The sequence below is a fragment of the Paenibacillus sp. HWE-109 genome, assembly GCF_022163125.1.
In the GTDB taxonomy this organism is placed as follows: Bacteria; Bacillota; Bacilli; order Paenibacillales; family NBRC-103111; genus Paenibacillus_E.
Map to the genome: position 1 here is coordinate 2202390 of NZ_CP091881.1, position 17459 is coordinate 2219848.

Genomic DNA, 17459 nt, shown 5'->3' on the forward strand with positions numbered 1-17459 from the left:
CTTAATAAAAGGGGGTGGACATGACGTATTATGTTTACAGACGGGCTGTAATGGAAATATTGCTAGTCGTGTTTGTAAGTATTTTATTCAGTATTGTTGGTTGGAATCACCATGCAAAAGCCGCTGAAATTCCAGTTTCTCAAGGTAAATCTGCGTTCGCATCCAGTGTAACCAGTGCTACCTACAGTGCAGACCAAGCGGTAGATGGATTTATTCAAACCAAATGGACCGCCAGCAGCTTGCAATTGCCTCAATGGCTGACGGTTGATCTTGCTCAGAATGTTCATGTAAAACGTGTAGAGACTGTGTTCGAGCACGCGGCTAGTTCCTATCAATATACCATTGAAACGTCAGCAGATGGAATAAATTGGAGCTTATTTGCCGATCAATCATCGAATTCCGACATCAGTTTCCCGTATTACTCTGATTCGGGAGATGTTCAGGCGCGTTTTGTCCGAATTCAAGTACTTGGTGTAGGTACGCCTGGCGATGGAGCAAGCATTTATGATTTTCGTGTATATACATCCAATACGCCGCTCATGCTGTTATCTTTAAATAAAACAACAGCAGCCTACAGCAGTTTTTCGACATCTCTGGGTTCTTCCAAGGCAGTAGACGGGCAGCTTTCAACCCGTTGGGCACCAAGCAATGTGTCTTTACCGCAATGGCTGGTAGTCGATCTTGGACAACTGCTTAATGTGCAGCGGTTTGAGACGACGTATGAGAAACAAGATGAAGTGTACGGGTATAAGATTGATTTTTCTGTGGATGGTCTGACGTGGTATACCTTTACAGATCGCACAAGCAATTCACAGCGCGGGGAGCCGCGGTATGTGGATGCAGGCAATGTGACTGCCCGTTATTTTCGCTTAACGACGACGAGTGTGGGGACAGCTGGCACTTATGCGAATGTCGCCGAATTTCAAATTTATGGGCCTGACGGCGGGACGACGCCCGGGAACCAACAAATTTTAAACAGCATAGCGCTTGATCGTACTTCGTATTCCGTGCAAACGGGGCAAACATCCACTACTCGTTTGACGGGGACTTACAGCAACAGCAATTCACAAAGTATTACTTCAGGGGCAATCTATTCGATCAGCAATACGGCGATTGCGACGGTTAACACAAGTGGCGTCATTACTGGCGTTTCAGCGGGAACAACGAATGTAACGGTTTCTTATATGGGGAAAACGACGACATCCACAGTGACAGTTTCGACGACCTTAGCCAATCTGAATCGTATTGCGTTTGATACTTACTCTTATTCCATGCAGATTGGCGCATACCGCTATCCTTATGTGACAGCTTATCTGAATGATGGCAGTACACAGACGATATCCAGCGGCATCACTTTCGTCAGTTCCAATCCGTCGGTGGCCACGGTTAATAGCAGTGGCTCGATCACGGCAGTCACATCTGGGTCGGCAAACATTACTGCGAGTTATGGATCTTTCACGGCTTCAGCTACCGTTTATGTGACCACCACGGTTAGCCGCATTGAAGCCGATGCCAGTTATGTGAATATGGAGCTGAATGCTACCAAATATGTCGTTATTCGTGCTTACGATGCGAACAATACCAGCACGACTGTGACCTCAAGTGCCAGCTTCGTCAGCTCCAATCCCTCCGTTGTCTATGCCAGTTCAAGTGGTTATCTGTCTGCTTCATCGGCAGGTACGGCGACAATTACAGTTACTTACAGCGGCATATCAACGACAATATACGTAACGGTAGGTGCGCTGGATTCATCAGCTCCGACCTGGAACTACGGTTCCAGCGTGACGTCCTCTGAGGCAACTGCTACATCGACTACATTAACTTGGACATCGGCGACAGACAATGTTGGTATAACGTCATACCGTGTTTACAAGGGTTCGAATGTAGTGACAACTGTAAGTGGAAGTGAGTTATCGGCTACGATAACCGGGTTAACAGAAGGACAGGATTATCAGTTTAAAGTGGAAGCGGGGGATCTTGCGAATAATTGGTCTACAACAGGACCATCCGTTAATGTTAGTTTGAAAAGTGCTCCTGTCGCCCCGCTTGCGAATACAGCGGGAGCTGCACTAAGCAGTAACCTGGTGCGCGAGAATTCGCCGGAAGGCGGTCTTCTATCTCGAGTTACGGTGGATGCGGATCGTTTAGCTACAGCCTTCCAATCGCTGAACTCGAATCCGGCAACCCTGCTAACCTTGCATGTACAAGATTACAAAGATACGACGGTGATTCAATTTCCAACAAGTTCTTTTAACAATCTGCAAGTAAGCGATAATCATTCGGTCATTCGGGTTGAACTGGATGCGAACAGCCTTTCCATTCCACTGCTCTTTCTAAAAAATCATGCTGTCGAAGGAGATGGATTCATTCGTGTGCTTATCCGGCATGACGCAGGTCCCTTAGCTGCCCAAGTGAGTCAAAAAATGACGGAGCTCAATGCGAGTCTTCTTCTCACTAATCCCATTGAATTCGAAATTAGTGTCAATGGAAGTGATTTGAACGGTTGGGACGGCAACTACGTTGAACGCACACTGGCATTGCCGGGCACTTCCTATGCAGCCAATGCGACGGCAGTCCGAATCGATGCGACAACGGGGGAATCGTCTTTCGTACCTTCGCAATTAATGAATGTAGGCGGCAGCTGGAGTATGCTTGTGAAGGATCAGAGTGGTGGGATATATACAGCCATCAGTGCAGCTAAATCCTTTGCCGACATGTCAGCACACTGGGCCCGTGAAGATGTGGAGAAGCTTGCTTCCAAGGGAATCATCAGCGGTGTAAGCGGTGATAAATTTGATCCTGAAAAAGAAATCTCTCGCGCTGAATTCGCGGCCTTGCTGATTCGCTCCCAAGGAATGAAGGTTGACAACTCCGAGCCGGCAGCAGGTTCTGCCTTCAGGGATATACTTAAGGGAGACTGGTATGCTGGTTTAGTCAATACGGCCGCGCAAGCTGGACTCATCCAAGGCTATGATGATGGGACCTTCCGTCCATCCGAGCATGTTTCCCGCGAGCAGATGGCGGCTATGGTGAATCGAACGATTCAGCGTGCAGGTCAATCAGTGGTAAGCGCTTCCGCTGAAGCCGTGCTAACGCCATTTAAAGATCATGATGTGATTGACGATTGGGCTCGTGAAGCGATGGCATTTACGTTGGAAAATGGCCTTATGCAAGGTATCACCGAAACTAAACTGGAGCCGCATGCGAATGCGACCAGAGCTCAAGCAGCAGTTATGCTGAACAGACTTCTAGTCTATATGCATTTTATTAATTAATTCGCAGACCGCATTCGTTGTAAAGACGAATGACGGTCTCTTTACATTTGGGAAAAAAACAAAACAAAATATTAATAAGCCGAAAATAAACACTTAATAAACCTCTGTTAACCTTGAAGAAGTAAGACTCCAGTTGAAAGGTGTGAGGAAGTTGAGTGGATTACTTCTGAATACAGCGCCCCGGAAAACGAATCTATCGGTCATGCTAGCAAACCGTACAAATGACATTGAGCAAGCTCTGCGATTGAGGTATCAGGTTTTCGTAGTAGAAGAGAACAACATGCTGCTGCACAATGAGGATGGGCTCGAAAGAGATGCGTATGACGCTTATTGCGACCATCTAATCGTTAAAGATTTGGACATGGATAAAGTGATAGGCACGTATCGGTTGCTGCCAGGGGATCGCGCTTTGACAGGCATTGGGTTTTATTCAGAGACGGAATTTGATTTGACTTCTTATACAACTTATAAAAAACAATCGCTTGAACTAGGACGAAGCTGCATAGCACCTGAATATCGTGGAGGAAGGGCAATTCAGTTGCTATGGGAAGGCATTGCCGGGTACATTGCAGAGCGAAATTATAGCCATCTAATTGGATGCGCCAGCGTACATGTTAACCAGGTCGAGGAACTCAATTTGATCTACTCCTTACTTTTACAAAAACAAATGATTACAGATCGTTACGGAATTAAACCACTCGCGACTCATCTCATCCAAGGGATAGCGCAAATTCCTATTGACAGTAATGATAAGGATGTTTTTCGCAAACTGCCTCCTCTGATGAAAGGCTATCAATGGCTTGGTGCTGAAATTGGCGGAGAACCGGCGTATGATGCGTTGTTCAAAACCGTTGACTTCTTCATCGTTCTGCAAAAAGAACGGATCACTAAGCGTTATAAGCGGCACTTTTTAGCGGAATAAGCAGTAGGGAGGATTGTGCGTTGTACGAATGGATTGGACGATTGACTTCAAATGAACGAAATCTTGCTCGCATTGAAAAAGGTTTGCGCATGTTTCCAGATAGGTTGATGGCAGATAGTTGTACAGTCCTGTCGATGATCATGTATGCAGCTATAGGCACGACTTTTCTGAGACGAATGAAATCAAATTTGGGCGATCTTTTGGGAGAGCTGCCTGACGTTTATTACACAAAAATCACAAAGAAATATTTGCAAAATGTCGTGTTTACCTTATACGAAGTTTTGTTCCGTTCGGAGCAGCTGCAAGCAAATTCGAAGGCCTTTCTAAGTGTTCAGGGGGAGGAGCATCTAGAGGAAGCTTATCGTCTGGCGATGGGGAAGGGAATGGTCATCTACACGCCGCATATCGGGAACTTTTTCTTCTATTATTGGTATTTGAGTCAAAAATTTGATTGCCTGACCGTTGCCTCTGCCGGCAGTCCAGAACTCAAACCTTTGTATGGAAAGTTCGCAGCTTTGGGTTGCAAAGGATTGGATTATGACAGCGTGCCGCAGCTTGAAATGTATCGAACGCTCAGAAGGCATGTGCTCCGTGGCGGTGTTGTGTTCATTCTCGGTGATTTCTGGCGGCCGAACTTTCCCTTAACCAGACTGTTCGGCAAGCTGACAAGGAGCCCGGAAGGCGCTGCCATGCTAGCTCTGGAGCTTCAAGTGCCTGTGGTTCCATTCTACGGCTATCGGATGAAGGGATTCCGTCATCGTCTTGTGTTTGGTACTCCGATTGAATTATATAAGCAATTTGAGCATTCTGGACGTAAAGAACGTGCCGCGGCTAACGTCGTTCTGAATTCTTTTATCGAGCAGGTCATTCGTGAACAACCAGCCTCTTGGTTTTATTGGTTTAATGTGCATGAACGCTGGGAAAACGCGGGTGCATACAAAATAGATTTCACCGATTTGCAAGACAGCAAGCCTTTGACGACAGCGGAAGCGGGTTAGCACATATTGATCCAAAGGACTGGTGATGAGAAAATGGACACAGGAAGTCACTTATTATTCGGTGTCACCCTAGCAGGATTAGCCTGTTTGGAACCGGCGATTGTACAAGATCCTGCTTTGGCGCATGCCGTACTTGCGGGTACGCTTATTGGTTCACATGCCCCGGATTTCGATACGTTGGCTCGCCTGAGAGGCTATGCAACGTATTTGCGTGTCCATCGGGGATTCACGCATTCCCTGCCAGCCTTGTTCATCTGGCCGGCACTGATCAGCCTTCCTCTTGCGGCAATGTTTGGCGTTTGGGAGCATCTGTTTAGCTTATATGCTTGGATCTTCGCGGCTGTTGTCCTTCATGTTGCGCTCGATTTATTTAACGTTTACGGGGTTCAGTGCTTGCGCCCATTCTCGAAGAAATGGTTTCATCTGGATACGCTTAGTCTGTATGAACCTTTCTTATTTGGACTTCATAGTATAGGGCTTCTAATTTGGTTATTCGTTTGGGGAGGCGCTGAAGGTGCTCATATTGGGGAGATGTTTGCCCTGATCTACGCGGCTAGCTTCTTCTATATCGCGATTAGAGCCGCGCAGCGCAAGAGAAATATCCAGTTAGTTAAGAGTAAACTTAACCTGGCGGAAGGTACTTGTCATTTAATTCCGAGTCTTAATTGGTTCCAGTGGCAATTTGTCATCGAGGGGGATCATCAATACTACTTGGGTGAGATTCGCGAAGGGAATGTGACTCTGGAGAAAGAGTATAGTAGTTCTAATTACTCATATGAATCTACACATCCCATTGTGAAGGCGACGATGACGACGGATGGAGTCAGAGCCTTTCTGCACTTTGCGCAGCGTATTCATGTCAGTTGGAGCGAGAAGAATGGCGGCTACGAAGTGCAGTGGCGCGATGTGCGTTTCTGGTATAAACAGAAGCTGTCATTCGGCGTCAATGTCATGCTGGACCACGATATGAACGTTGTCAGCGACACGTTAGGTTGGGATAAAAAGGCGTGGGATCCACCCTATGTTTAAATGGAAAAAAAGTCTAGCTCCTTCGGGAGCTGGGCTTTTTTGTTATTTGGGTTTGTCATTAAGGTAGATAAAGTGGAAACGCCGTATTAAAAAAAGCGAACACTTCAACCCGAGATGATAGGGGATGAAGTGTTCTTTTTTTAAAGTGATTTACCGAATTCTCCTGCAAACAGAAGCTCATTAATCGGGCGTCTTGTTGATGGCGTTTCACGTTCCTGGAATTTCTCTGACAATGCGTCTACCGGTCCACGGTGACCAATGGCGATGACAGCATGAATATCATAATCTTCAGGAATTTGCAGAGCTTCGCGAGCTTGATCGCGATGGAATCCGCCCATTGCATGTGTAATTAAACCTTGATTGTTAGCTTCCAGAGCCAGATATCCCCATGCTGTGCCTGCGTCGAACTGATGGCTGGGATTGCTATCGCCTCTTGACGTTTTGGTGTAGGAGATAACTAGTGTAAGGACGGGAGCTTTCTCACACCATTCGCGATTTGCCGGCATGATAAAGTCATAGAATTTGGCTTTTTCTTCTTCTGTTCTTGCAATAATGAAACGCCATGGCTGCAAATTGCTGCCGGATGGAGCCCATCGTGCTGCTTCGAATAAGCTTAGGAGTACATCTTCGGTTACTTCTTGATCCGTAAATGAGCGTGGTGACCACCGGGTAAGGAACTGTGGGTTGATTTCGTGATCAGGCTGGCGATTGCTTTCGATTTCGGTCGGTAAAGAAGTTGTCACTATGAATTCCTCCTCATTTTTGTAATCTTCCTAATTTTAACTGAAATCAACGCGGATTACGAATTTTTGAAATACACCTTGTAAAGTATGGGTTTTCTCAATTGTGGCAAAACTAGTTAGTAGGAAATTGAGGTTCAAGATGAGGTGCGGAAACTATGAATTTTACTAGTCATGATGTCATTATAATTGAAAGAGCTTTACGAACAGCGATGAAATATGATGCAGAAGAGCTGCGTTCTAGAGATTATCAAGAGGTTTTGCTTAAAATGCAAGAGAGTGCCAAGCATGCTCTCCACGTTGATACGCATCTGGCCAGTGCAGATCTAGACGGTGTTCGCTATGATTACGATGATTCCTCTGATCTGATGTAGACATACGAACGTATATTAATTAAACATAAATGATCAAGCCCTTTCTCGAAAAGGGGCTTTTTTATTTTGTGTTAGACGTATATAATAGGGGAACAATCGTTCTATACGGAGTTGAAGATATGATAAGAAAAAAATCCCTCTCGGATTTAATAAACGGATTAAAAAGTAATGAAAATATAGTAAATTGGCACGAGGTTGAACCCACAGAAGCCAAAACAAGACCCATGCCCGAAAGCGTAGACGCCAGGATAAAAGCAGCCTTGGCTAAAAGAGGTATTGAACAGCTATACATTCACCAGCATACTGCATATGAAACTATCCGAAAGTGCGAAAATGTCGTAGCTGTAACGCCGACTGCTTCGGGCAAGACGTTATGTTATAACCTTCCTGTTCTACAGGCAATCGCCGAAGACGACGCCAGCCGTGCGCTTTACTTGTTCCCAACGAAGGCCCTGGCGCAAGATCAAAAAAGCGAATTAAACGAAATCATTAACGAAATGGGTATCGACATAAAAAGCTTTACCTACGACGGAGATACTTCTCCAGCCATTCGGCAAATAGTGAAGAACGTCGGCCATATCGTTATTACGAACCCGGATATGCTGCATTCAGCCATTCTGCCACATCATACGAAATGGGTAAGCTTATTTAGTAATCTTAAATACATAGTAATTGATGAACTGCATACGTACAGGGGGGTATTCGGCAGCCATGTAGCAAACGTAATCCGTAGGCTGCAGCGTATTTGCAAATTTTACGGCAGCGATCCGCTTTTTATCTGTACGTCTGCTACGATTGCGAATCCGCAGGAACTGGCCGAACAGCTTACAGGTAAACCTATGCGACTGATTGACAACAACGGCGCGCCAAGGGGAAGGAAGCATTTTGCTTTTTATAACCCGCCTATAGTAAATAAGCCGCTAAACCTTCGGAAAAGCGCGACGGTAGAAGTAAACCAGCTTGCTAAAGAATTCCTGACGAATAAAGTACAGACAATCGTTTTTGCCCGCAGTCGGGTAAGGGTAGAGTTAATACTAAGTCACTTACAAGAAATCGTGAAGAATGAATTAGGGACTAAGTCCATAAGGGGCTACCGGGGCGGCTACTTACCGAATCAGCGGAGGGAAATTGAACGGGGCTTGCGAAACGGGGAAATACTGGGGGTAGTAAGCACGAACGCCTTAGAACTTGGTGTAGATATTGGGCAGCTGCAAGTCTGCATTATGTCAGGGTATCCTGGCAGCGTCGCCAGCACCTGGCAGCAAGCAGGCCGGGCTGGTAGACGGCATGGGGAAGCCCTGGTAGTTATGGTAGCCAGCAATACTCCTATAGACCAGTATGTAGTCCAAAATCCTGAATATTTTTTCGAGCGTTCCCCGGAATCTGCGAGAATTAACCCTGAAAATTTGTTAATCCTGGTAGATCATTTGCGTTGTGCAGCGTATGAACTTCCTGTAAAAATCGGCGAAGAATTCGGCCCGTTGGAGATAACTGATATACTGGAATACCTGGTAGAAGAAAGGGTGCTTACTCAAGCTGGCGATTCGTTTTACTGGGCAAATCAATCTTTCCCCGCCCATGAAGTAAGTCTGCGATCAGCAGCGCAGGAAAACGTAGTAATTGTCGACCAATCGGACGTAGCAAACGTAAAAATTATCGGCGAGATGGACAGATTTAGCGCTATGACCCTTTTACATGACGAAGCAATCTACTTGCATGAAGGCGCACAGTTTCAAGTCGAAAAGTTAGACTGGGAACATAAGAAAGCATACGTACGGGAAGTCGATGTAGAATATTACACCGATGCGAACCTGGCAGTTAAGCTAAAAGTGTTATCAACTGACCTAACGAAAAAAAGGCGAACAACGTCGTTAAATCATGGCGACGTAGCCGTAAATGTTATGGCAACGATGTTTAAAAAAATCCGTTTGACGAGTTTTGAAAATATCGGATACGGGCCAATTAAGCTTCCCGAAGAAGAACTGCATACCAGTGCGACCTGGGTAGAAATAACGGAGATTGACCCCACATTAGAAACAAAAACGCTAGAGCAACTATTAATGGGATTATCCAATGTGATAAGGCATATCGTACCTATTCATGTAATGTGTGACCGCAGCGACATTCATGTAGTTTCCCAAATAAGGGCTGAACATTCACAGCTGCCTACGATCTTTATTTACGACCATTACCCAGGCGGTATTGGATTAGCGGAAGACGTATATAAGCGATTCGACGAAATAAAAGAAGCGGCCAGGAACTTAATTCGAAAATGTCCATGTGAGGACGGCTGTCCTTCATGTATTGGAACTGAAATAGAAGGGAGGGACGCAAAGAGAAAATCCCTTCTTTTACTGGAGGGGTTATAAATGCGTGGTTCTGTACGATCCTTAATTAAAATTCGGCTAAAGACTCACGGGTACGTAAGTTCTGGTTCCATCCGTTTGCCGGAGGAAGAACTGCATAACGACCGCTATCCAGGCGGTGCCCGATGAGCGGGCTCCGTGAAAGGCTGGGCCGTCTGAAAGGCCAGGCGGCGGCGCAAGTGACACCGCCGCCGCTGCCTCCGGCAGACGGCGAGTGGGCGCAGATCGGCGCCCATGTCCACACGAGCCCGGCGGGCTCGTTCATCATGCGGCGCCGTTTGTACGGCGCGGACAGCATGCACGGCAAATATCGGCTGCAGGAGCTGTCCGATGTTGCGCAGCAGCTGTCCTGCTTTCACGACCATGACGCCGTCGTCCGGCACGAAGATCTGCTGTTCTTCGATACCGAGACGACCGGACTCGGCGTCGGTGCGGGCAACGTGCCGTTCATGGTCGGCATCGGCTATTACACAGGGGAGTCATTCACTGTGGAACAGCTTCTGATTCGCAATCCTGCGGAAGAGCAGGCGATGCTCATTTATTTGCAAACGCTGCTCGAACGCTTTACACATATTGTTTCCTATAATGGACGCACGTTTGACTGGCCGATCCTGAAGAATCGCTACGTCCTGAATCGTCTCCAATTGGACGATGCTGATCTGCTGCAATTAGATCTTCTGTACCCCTCGCGCAGTATTTGGCGCAATACACTGCCGTCATGTCGTTTGAGCAAGGTCGAAGAAAGCAGACTGGGCTTTGAACGAGTGGACGATGTGCCAGGTTCTATGGCGCCTGCGTTATATTTTCAATATTTGGCGGAGAAAAATCCATCCATCCTTGAAGGTGTCTTTATTCATAATGAGTATGATATCGTAACGATGGCAGCGCTAGCTACTCATTTTGGCAAATTGTTAATTGACGAAACGGAAGATGTTGCCGTTATTGATCATTCAGAACTTGAAGAACTGTTTCGAACAGGCCAATGGCTGGACAAAATGAACCGCACAGCGAAAGCTCAATCTTACTTTGATGCCTTGTTTCACAAGTTAATGAGCGGCAATAGTCAGGCCAACTCTGCAGAGCAAGAGAACACGCTTTTGCAATTAGCTGCCTTTTATAAGAAGAATGGGCAATATCAGCTTGCCGTAGATTTGTGGAAACGATGGATCGAGATCAGAAACGCAAGTATTGCTCTGCAAATAGATGCTTATCTGGAGTTAGCGATGTATTATGAGCATCGGGAGAGAAATATCCATCAGGCCATTTTTTATGCGGAAGAGGCATGGGCCAAACTGTGGCGCCGCCGCTCCCTGCATCGCGGAGACAAAAAGCAAAATGAGGTTGAAGAAGCATTGGAGAAACGCATCCGGCGTTTGAAAGCTAAGCTGAGCAAGACAGCTTCCCCTCAATCCACGCGTAAAGCTAAACCGATCTATGTCAGCGAAGGGTTAATTTAATCATCGAAATGTGGGCCGGCCCTCCTGTGGCGTTGTTTACTTTATCCTAGATTTGGATATACAAAGAAGAAAACAGCAAGGAGGGAATGCCATGCCAGAGCTTCCGGAGATGGAAACATATCGACAACAGTTGTCGCGTTTGATTCTAGGGAACGTAGTAACCGGCGTAGAGGTGGAGCGTCCTAAATCCTTGAATGTGGATCCTGAACTATTTATCCATAAGCTAGTTGGCAATCAATTTGTTGGTCTAGACCGCAGAGCCAAGCATTTGGTGTTTCATCTAGGATCAGGTGAAGTTTTGATCTTGCATTTAATGTTGGGCGGTTGGATGTTTTATGGCTCAGAAGCTGAAAAGCCTGATCGAACTACACAAGTTGTGATTCGATTTGGCGTGCGGAATTTATATTTTATAGGTTTGCGCTTAGGTTACTTGCATTTGCACGCAGTATCAGAAGCAGAGAAACTATTTGCGAAGCTTGGACCAGAGCCCTTAGCGCCTAATTTTACTTTTGGAGAGTTCCAAAAAGTTTTGAAAAGCAAAAAAGGCAATCTCAAAGTTTCATTGGTCGATCAAACCTTTCTTTCCGGAATCGGAAATTGTTATTCGGATGAAATTTGTTTTTATGCGGGCTTATTACCGCTTCGTAAGCTGCCGTCTTTGACCGAAGAGGAGCAACATCGACTGTTTGCAGCGATGAGGTCCGTCCTGCTTGAAGCTATTCAGTTCGGTGGCTATATTGACGAGCCCTTATTTGTAGGAGACCGGCTAACGGGGCAGTTTGATGCCAAATGTCGTGTCTATGATCGAGAAGGGGAGCCTTGTGTACGCTGCGGTCATCCTTTGATTAAGACTGAAGTTTCAAGTCGCAAATGTTTTTATTGCGCAAACTGCCAATCATGACAAAGCAAGCAAAATTTATTGGCGCACATGTCAGCACACGCAAAGGGTATTCAGGTGCGGCCAAAATGGCTCTCTCGATCCAGGCGAGTGCTTTTCAATATTTTCCAATGAATCCGCGGCGGCTCTCAACGAAGCAAGTGAACGTTCATGATGCGCAAGTTTGCGCGCAATTATGTCAGGAACATGGTCTATTATCGATTGGTCATGCGCCTTATCCGCTTAACCCAGCAGCTGATGAGGTCGAACGCGATTTGATGGTAAGTATTTTAAAAAGTGGCCTAGCCATCACTGATGCCTGTGGTTCAGTTGGTTTGGTGGTGCATTTTGGAAAATATATTGGAAAAGACCCGTTACAAGGTTATAAAAATATAATACAATGTTTGAATAGTGCGACTCAGGGATATGAGGGTTCAGCAGTGATTTTACTGGAGAATCAGGCAGGGGAAGGTTCGCAGCTTGGATTGACAATGGAAGAAATGGTTCAGGTACGCAAGCTTTGTGAGCATCCGGACAAGGTCGGTTTTTGCTTGGATACTTGCCATGCTTTTGCAAGTGGTCTTTGGCAGGGGCATAATTGGAGGGATTTGGAGTCAAAGGCCTTGCAGCTTGATTATCTTCCACATCTCAAAGCCGTTCATCTCAATGACTCGCTCCATCCTTACGGGTCAAAGCGAGATCGTCATGCCAATATTGGAAGTGGATTTATTGGTCTGGATCATTTCAGAGAGTTCCTTGGATCCCCATACCTTAACCATATGCCTATTGTGCTAGAGACAGCCTCAGGTACGGACGGGACCCATTTACAGGAGATTGCTCTCGTGAAATCGTTGATCCAGGGTCCGTAGTGGGCATTCCACATGAACAGGAAGGAAATCCGCTCATGATTCATGTATACTTAGATGACTTGCGCCCTTGTCCCCAAGGATTTTCTTTAGCCAGGAACGTCCTTGAGTGTCAATTATTATTGGATGAGTTTGAAGTAGACATTTTATCGCTTGATCATGACTTAGGCTGGACATCGGCACAAACGGGCATGGATGTTGTTATTTGGCTGCTCCAGAAGCGAAAATTTCCGCGAACCATTTATATTCATACCTCTAGTCCTTCCGCATGCACCGCTATGTTTCAAATGCTTTATACCGCCAAACCTGAGGGGATGGGCTTATACCCGAACCGAATCCCGGATGAAGTGCTTATACAAATATCTCAAGGGACGTATAAGCAGGATCAGGAATAAGAAAGGATTTTACTGTTATATGATACATTTATCTAATATTCACTTTATACGTGGCGAGCGTCATATTCTCAATGATGTCAGCTTGCACATTGCACCAGGAGAACACTGGGTATTACTAGGACGCAATGGTTCGGGCAAAACGACCTTGCTGGAGATGATGAATGGATACGAATTCCCAAGCCGGGGGACGGTAGATGTACTGGGAAATCGCTATGGGCAATGTGACGTGAGGGAAGTACGCAAGAAAATTGGTTATATCTCGCAATCCTTATTCGAGAAAATGAACTTAAGTGATCCTGTTCTTGAGGTAGTTGCTACGGGGGAATATGCCTTTTTACGTTTCTATCAGGAAATCCCGCAAGAAGTGAAAGATCGAGCACTAGTGATGCTGGAACGTGTTCGTATCCCGCATTTGGCTGATCAGCCGCTGGGCAGTTTATCGCAAGGGGAGCGCAAAAAAGTCATGTTGGCTCGTTCTCTGATGATGAAACCTTCCATCTTGATCATGGATGAACCCGCGGCTGGATTGGATTTGTATGAGAGAGAGCGTTTCTTGAGGGATGTTAATGATTTAAGCAAGCAGAATATTACCGTCGTTTACGTGACGCATCATATTGAAGAAATTATCCCCTTATTTACGCATGTTGCTATTATTGAACAAGGTGAACTCATTGCGGCTGGACGTAAAGAAGATGTGTTGACCCCAGCCAATATTCAAAAGGCTTTTGATGTGCAAATCGCTTTGGAATGGTATCAAGATCGGCCTTGGATCAAAGTTTTTGATTAGAAATTGCAGTTTATATAAAGGATGCGGCTATGACACAAACAACTACCTATATTGGCACCTCGAATCATGGGTTCGCCCAATATGCGCAAGATGAAATTCGTAAATTATTTCCGATGACCAAGTTTTATTTGCTGGTGCCTACCGAAGTGTTTTTGTTTGAAGTACCTGCGGGTACAGAAGAGTCACTAACAGCACTGAAAGAGCAGGAACCCATGTTTCTTCGGCATGTTCAACCTGTCCATCAGGAGTGGGAACTTAGCCGCACAGATGCGGACATTGAAAATCTGAAAGAGTGGCTTAGGGAAGCGTATCGTGCCGGACGTTTAGGTTCCGGTCAGAAAATTGCGACTCAAGTTCGCAAAGAAGAGCGTGCTAATGTACCTTATGCACCTTTTACGATTAAAGCTGCTTTGGATGACATTATTGTCGGCGAAATTCAATCAGAACCTGTGGTACGTTATTCGGATTTCATCATTTCCGTGTATATCAGTGCTTCCAAAGTGTTCGTAGGGCTCTCCAAGCCTGCGGATAATTTGTCTGACTGGTCTGGTGGCGCTATTCGTTTTATGAAAGAAGAAGATCAAATTTCCCGCGCAAAATTTAAACTGCTCGAAGCTGAACAACGATTCGGCATTGATTTTAGTGTGGCAAGAACAGCGCTGGATATAGGAGCAGCTCCTGGGGGTTGGACATCGTTATTGTTAGAACGCGGTTTGCGTGTCACGGCGATTGATCCAGCTGCTATGAGTCCACGGCTTCTTGGCAATCCCAATTTGAAAATTTACAAGAAGAATGCAGGGGATGTCAAGCTCAAAGACAATGAGTTTGATTTGCTTGTTTGTGATATGAGTTGGGACCCACGCCAGATGGGACGTCTGGTCGCTGATTTGTTGTACTCCTTGCAGAGCGGCGGAACTGCGATTATAACGGTTAAACTGATGCATAAAAAGCCGTTCCAAACGGTGAAGGATATTTTACGCATATTGGAACCATCCCTTTTTCTGATTAAAGCCAAACAGCTTTTTCACAATCGAGAAGAATTTACACTATATTTACAAAAGACATAGAATTAGGAAAAAATAGGTAGATATTTATGTGTGGCCCTCTTATAATCAAGGTAATTCTTACCTGATAGGGGGCTTTTATCTATTGTGACAAGTCATAAAAATTTGCTGGGTTCATGCTTAGAGGGGCGGTATCAATTAGAGGCTTTGCTTGGACAAGGCGGGATGAGTCATGTGTATCTTGCTGAAGATTTGAAACTCAAAGGAAAGAAATGGGCTGTGAAAGAATGCTTTTCCATGGAAGAAGATCGGACAAGTTTTCTGGAAGAAGCTGAGATGCTGGCGCAACTTCAACATCCACAGCTCCCGCAATTAGTCGATTATTTTATGACAGAGGCAGGGCAAGGATTCTTGGTTATGGACTATATTCAGGGACCTACTTTGCAAGACTTATTCGAAGAAAAGGGCAGGATCTTGCCTGTTTCCCAAATTGTGCATATCGCGTTTCAGCTTTGTGATTTGTTTCATTATTTGCACTCGTTTCAGCCGCGGCCAATCATTTTCCGAGATCTCAAGCCCTCCAATGTCATGCTGAATGAACACGGTCAAGTTCGATTAATTGATTTTGGCGTAGCCCGTCATTTCCATCATGAGAAGCAGTCGGATACGGTGCAAATGGGTACATTAGGGTTCGCTGCTCCTGAGCAATTTCTAGGCGTTCAAACGGATGCACGCTCAGATTTATTTACCCTGGGCGCGATGCTCTACTATTTATACTCAGGTGGGCAATTTGCCTATATTACTCAGAAACCACTTGAACTTCTATGTCCCGACTTACCGGAAGTGATAACATCAACAGTTGGACTTCTACTTCAGGAACACCCTCATAATCGCTGTCAATCCGCAATGGAAGTGAAAATGAGACTTCGAACCTATTCTTCGAATACCACAATTCCTATACCAAATCTTGCGAAAAATGATGTTGCAGACCAGACAGCTATCCCTGAAAAATTAATTATTATCGGCAGTTTATTTGCCGGCGTCGGTTCGACATTTGCAGCAATTTCGCTATCCAGGCTCTTGCATGCCCTGCGAATCCCGAACGCCTTGGTAGAGCATCCCGTCATAGAACCAGACCTTTACATGCTCCTCTATGGAGATACCCGGGCACCAAAAGGTTATCAGTTCAGCCACAGCATAGTGAAGGATCAACAGGCACCGACTTCAACTGTGTGGACGGATGGTTATTCGAGCTGGTTTCCCATTCATCCGGATGGCCTAACGGACACTTGGCAGTCTGCTGAATCCTTTAAACTCTTACATACAATTAAAAAGCCGATCGTCATTTGGGACGTATCGACTCATTGGGAAGAAGCTTCCGTTCAAGAATTATGTCACAGCGCGGATGAAATTATAGTCGTTCTTGACGGTTCTCCCGGAAAATGCAATCGTCCTCGTTCTCGATCCTTGTTGGAGAAATTTGAGACCTATCAGAAAAGGGGGAAAAGGGTTCACTTACTAGCAAACGGGAATTTACCCCGCAAAGTTAGTCAGGAATGGGTCGAAAGCCTACCGATTGTTCCTCTATGTACGATACCTGATTTCCCGCGTGATGAAGTTCGGCATAAGGTTTGGAGAGGGCAGTTTATCCAAGACCAGCCTGATATAGCAGACGAGCTCAACCGTGCGTTAGCTCCTTTGCTTACTCACATTTTACCACCGGTTATTTTACACAAAGAAAAAGCTGTGAACGCTTCTAGGTCATGGATTTCCAAATTCAAAAAGCACGGTTAGCATCCTTGTTTAACTGATAAATCGACCAAGCCAGCACGGTAGCAAAGCAAGACCACAATAAGTAAGGAACCAATAGCCATGCTGCTAATTTGGAGTAGGGTATCGTAGCAATTATTAAGAAGAAGGTGGTAATTGCAACGAGTGCTGCATCGATAAAGGCAAGACGTCGATCTTTTAATTTAAATTCAAAAAAGGTAAATGCCTGATTAACTAAATAGTTGATGAGCAAAATAAGTACATAGCCCGTTGCAGCTTCTTGAAAACCATCCGTTTTGGTATAGACGATGGCTACTGAGGCAGAGATTAGCGCATAAAGAATCCCCCAAGCTAGTCCAAACAACTTCGCAGGTGGATTCCAACTCGGTTTTTTCAATGTACTGTAGTAAGCAAGATCAGTAGGGAAGAGGACACCTGAAATCGAAAAAAGCGCGTAAGTAATGAGGAATACGACGATAAATGTAAACATTGCAGCACCTCCATATGAATGTATCAAGCTTGTATTACTATATTACACACGTGTCCCAAGTTATAACCACAAGCGCAATAAGTGTGATATGATGGTTCATATTTTGAAT

Annotated in this window: 16 protein-coding genes; 14 read left to right on the top strand and 2 right to left on the bottom strand. The window is 45.4% G+C overall.

The genetic code is table 11. The features are described 5' to 3' along the window. Positions 1-20 precede the first annotated feature (20 nt). The 4 genes from LOZ80_RS08760 to LOZ80_RS08775 all read left to right on the top strand — a co-directional run bounded on the left by LOZ80_RS08760 (position 21) and on the right by LOZ80_RS08775 (position 6224). Positions 21-3275: a discoidin domain-containing protein gene (locus LOZ80_RS08760; protein WP_238171064.1), complete on the top strand. Its 3255-nt coding sequence runs from the start codon at positions 21-23 to the stop codon at positions 3273-3275. Between the two features lie 151 nt (positions 3276-3426). After that, the gene (locus LOZ80_RS08765) at positions 3427-4197 is read left to right on the top strand and encodes a GNAT family N-acetyltransferase (protein WP_238171065.1); all 771 of its coding nucleotides are present in this window, start codon (positions 3427-3429) and stop codon (positions 4195-4197) included. A 20-nt stretch (positions 4198-4217) separates the two neighbouring features. Then, positions 4218-5195, top strand: coding sequence for a lysophospholipid acyltransferase family protein (locus LOZ80_RS08770; protein ID WP_238171066.1), 978 nt, complete (start codon positions 4218-4220; stop codon positions 5193-5195). 33 nt (positions 5196-5228) lie between these two features. After that, entirely contained in the window at positions 5229-6224 is a 996-nt protein-coding gene (locus LOZ80_RS08775) for a metal-dependent hydrolase (protein ID WP_238171067.1), read from the top strand. Between the two features lie 140 nt (positions 6225-6364). Here the strand turns inward: LOZ80_RS08775 and LOZ80_RS08780 are convergent, their stop codons facing one another. Then, positions 6365-6967, bottom strand: a complete 603-nt coding sequence (locus LOZ80_RS08780; protein WP_238171068.1) for a nitroreductase family protein — start codon at positions 6965-6967, stop codon at positions 6365-6367. A 155-nt stretch (positions 6968-7122) separates the two neighbouring features. On the opposite strand from LOZ80_RS08780, the gene LOZ80_RS08785 reads away from it, so the two are divergent. The 10 genes from LOZ80_RS08785 (at position 7123) to LOZ80_RS08825 (ending at position 16884) form a co-directional block, all read left to right on the top strand. Then, on the top strand, positions 7123-7338 hold the full coding sequence (locus LOZ80_RS08785) for a hypothetical protein (RefSeq protein ID WP_238171069.1): 216 nt from the start codon (positions 7123-7125) through the stop codon (positions 7336-7338). A 122-nt stretch (positions 7339-7460) separates the two neighbouring features. Beyond that, positions 7461-9707, top strand: a complete 2247-nt coding sequence (locus tag LOZ80_RS08790; protein WP_238172935.1) for a DEAD/DEAH box helicase — start codon at positions 7461-7463, stop codon at positions 9705-9707. Continuing rightward, positions 9708-9833, top strand: a complete 126-nt coding sequence (locus tag LOZ80_RS39145) for a hypothetical protein (RefSeq protein ID WP_283214746.1) — start codon at positions 9708-9710, stop codon at positions 9831-9833. Next, the gene (locus LOZ80_RS08795; protein ID WP_238171070.1) at positions 9830-11161 is read left to right on the top strand and encodes a ribonuclease H-like domain-containing protein; all 1332 of its coding nucleotides are present in this window, start codon (positions 9830-9832) and stop codon (positions 11159-11161) included. Before LOZ80_RS39145 ends, LOZ80_RS08795 begins: the two co-directional genes overlap by 4 nt. Before the next feature lie 91 nt (positions 11162-11252). Then, positions 11253-12062: an Fpg/Nei family DNA glycosylase gene (locus LOZ80_RS08800; RefSeq protein WP_238171071.1), complete on the top strand. Its 810-nt coding sequence runs from the start codon at positions 11253-11255 to the stop codon at positions 12060-12062. Then, entirely contained in the window at positions 12059-12907 is an 849-nt protein-coding gene (locus LOZ80_RS08805; protein ID WP_238171072.1) for a deoxyribonuclease IV, read from the top strand. The genes LOZ80_RS08800 and LOZ80_RS08805 overlap by 4 nt, the downstream gene beginning before the upstream one ends. Positions 12908-12942: 35 nt before the next feature. Next, positions 12943-13299 carry a cyclic-phosphate processing receiver domain-containing protein gene (locus LOZ80_RS08810; protein WP_238171073.1) on the top strand — a complete coding sequence of 119 codons (357 nt, stop codon included), beginning with the start codon at positions 12943-12945 and terminating at the stop codon, positions 13297-13299. Positions 13300-13318: 19 nt separating this feature from the next. After that, positions 13319-14086: an ABC transporter ATP-binding protein gene (locus tag LOZ80_RS08815; protein ID WP_238171074.1), complete on the top strand. Its 768-nt coding sequence runs from the start codon at positions 13319-13321 to the stop codon at positions 14084-14086. Positions 14087-14115: 29 nt separating this feature from the next. Next, positions 14116-15153, top strand: a complete 1038-nt coding sequence (locus LOZ80_RS08820) for an SAM-dependent methyltransferase (protein ID WP_238171075.1) — start codon at positions 14116-14118, stop codon at positions 15151-15153. A gap of 84 nt (positions 15154-15237) precedes the next feature. Beyond that, positions 15238-16884 carry a serine/threonine protein kinase gene (locus LOZ80_RS08825; protein WP_238171076.1) on the top strand — a complete coding sequence of 549 codons (1647 nt, stop codon included), beginning with the start codon at positions 15238-15240 and terminating at the stop codon, positions 16882-16884. On the opposite strand, the gene LOZ80_RS08830 is transcribed toward LOZ80_RS08825, so the two are convergent. Beyond that, the gene (locus tag LOZ80_RS08830) at positions 16868-17350 is read right to left on the bottom strand and encodes a TspO/MBR family protein (RefSeq protein ID WP_238171077.1); all 483 of its coding nucleotides are present in this window, start codon (positions 17348-17350) and stop codon (positions 16868-16870) included. The two genes, LOZ80_RS08825 and LOZ80_RS08830, sit on opposite strands and share 17 nt — an antisense overlap. Positions 17351-17459: the final 109 nt, after the last annotated feature.

What these genes read in the sequence shown, in the direction of transcription:
- LOZ80_RS39145 (WP_283214746.1), top strand. Translation starts at nt 9,708, where the DNA reads ATGCGTGGTTCTGTACGATCCTTAATTAAAATTCGGCTAAAGACTCAC.
- LOZ80_RS08795 (WP_238171070.1), top strand. Translation starts at nt 9,830, where the DNA reads ATGAGCGGGCTCCGTGAAAGGCTGGGCCGTCTGAAAGGCCAGGCGGCG.
- LOZ80_RS08760 (WP_238171064.1), top strand. Translation starts at nt 21, where the DNA reads ATGACGTATTATGTTTACAGACGGGCTGTAATGGAAATATTGCTAGTC.
- LOZ80_RS08800 (WP_238171071.1), top strand. Translation starts at nt 11,253, where the DNA reads ATGCCAGAGCTTCCGGAGATGGAAACATATCGACAACAGTTGTCGCGT.
- LOZ80_RS08830 (WP_238171077.1), bottom strand. Translation starts at nt 17,350, where the DNA reads ATGTTTACATTTATCGTCGTATTCCTCATTACTTACGCGCTTTTTTCG.
- LOZ80_RS08805 (WP_238171072.1), top strand. Translation starts at nt 12,059, where the DNA reads ATGACAAAGCAAGCAAAATTTATTGGCGCACATGTCAGCACACGCAAA.
- LOZ80_RS08775 (WP_238171067.1), top strand. Translation starts at nt 5,229, where the DNA reads ATGGACACAGGAAGTCACTTATTATTCGGTGTCACCCTAGCAGGATTA.
- LOZ80_RS08820 (WP_238171075.1), top strand. Translation starts at nt 14,116, where the DNA reads ATGACACAAACAACTACCTATATTGGCACCTCGAATCATGGGTTCGCC.
- LOZ80_RS08815 (WP_238171074.1), top strand. Translation starts at nt 13,319, where the DNA reads ATGATACATTTATCTAATATTCACTTTATACGTGGCGAGCGTCATATT.
- LOZ80_RS08810 (WP_238171073.1), top strand. Translation starts at nt 12,943, where the DNA reads ATGATTCATGTATACTTAGATGACTTGCGCCCTTGTCCCCAAGGATTT.
- LOZ80_RS08785 (WP_238171069.1), top strand. Translation starts at nt 7,123, where the DNA reads ATGAATTTTACTAGTCATGATGTCATTATAATTGAAAGAGCTTTACGA.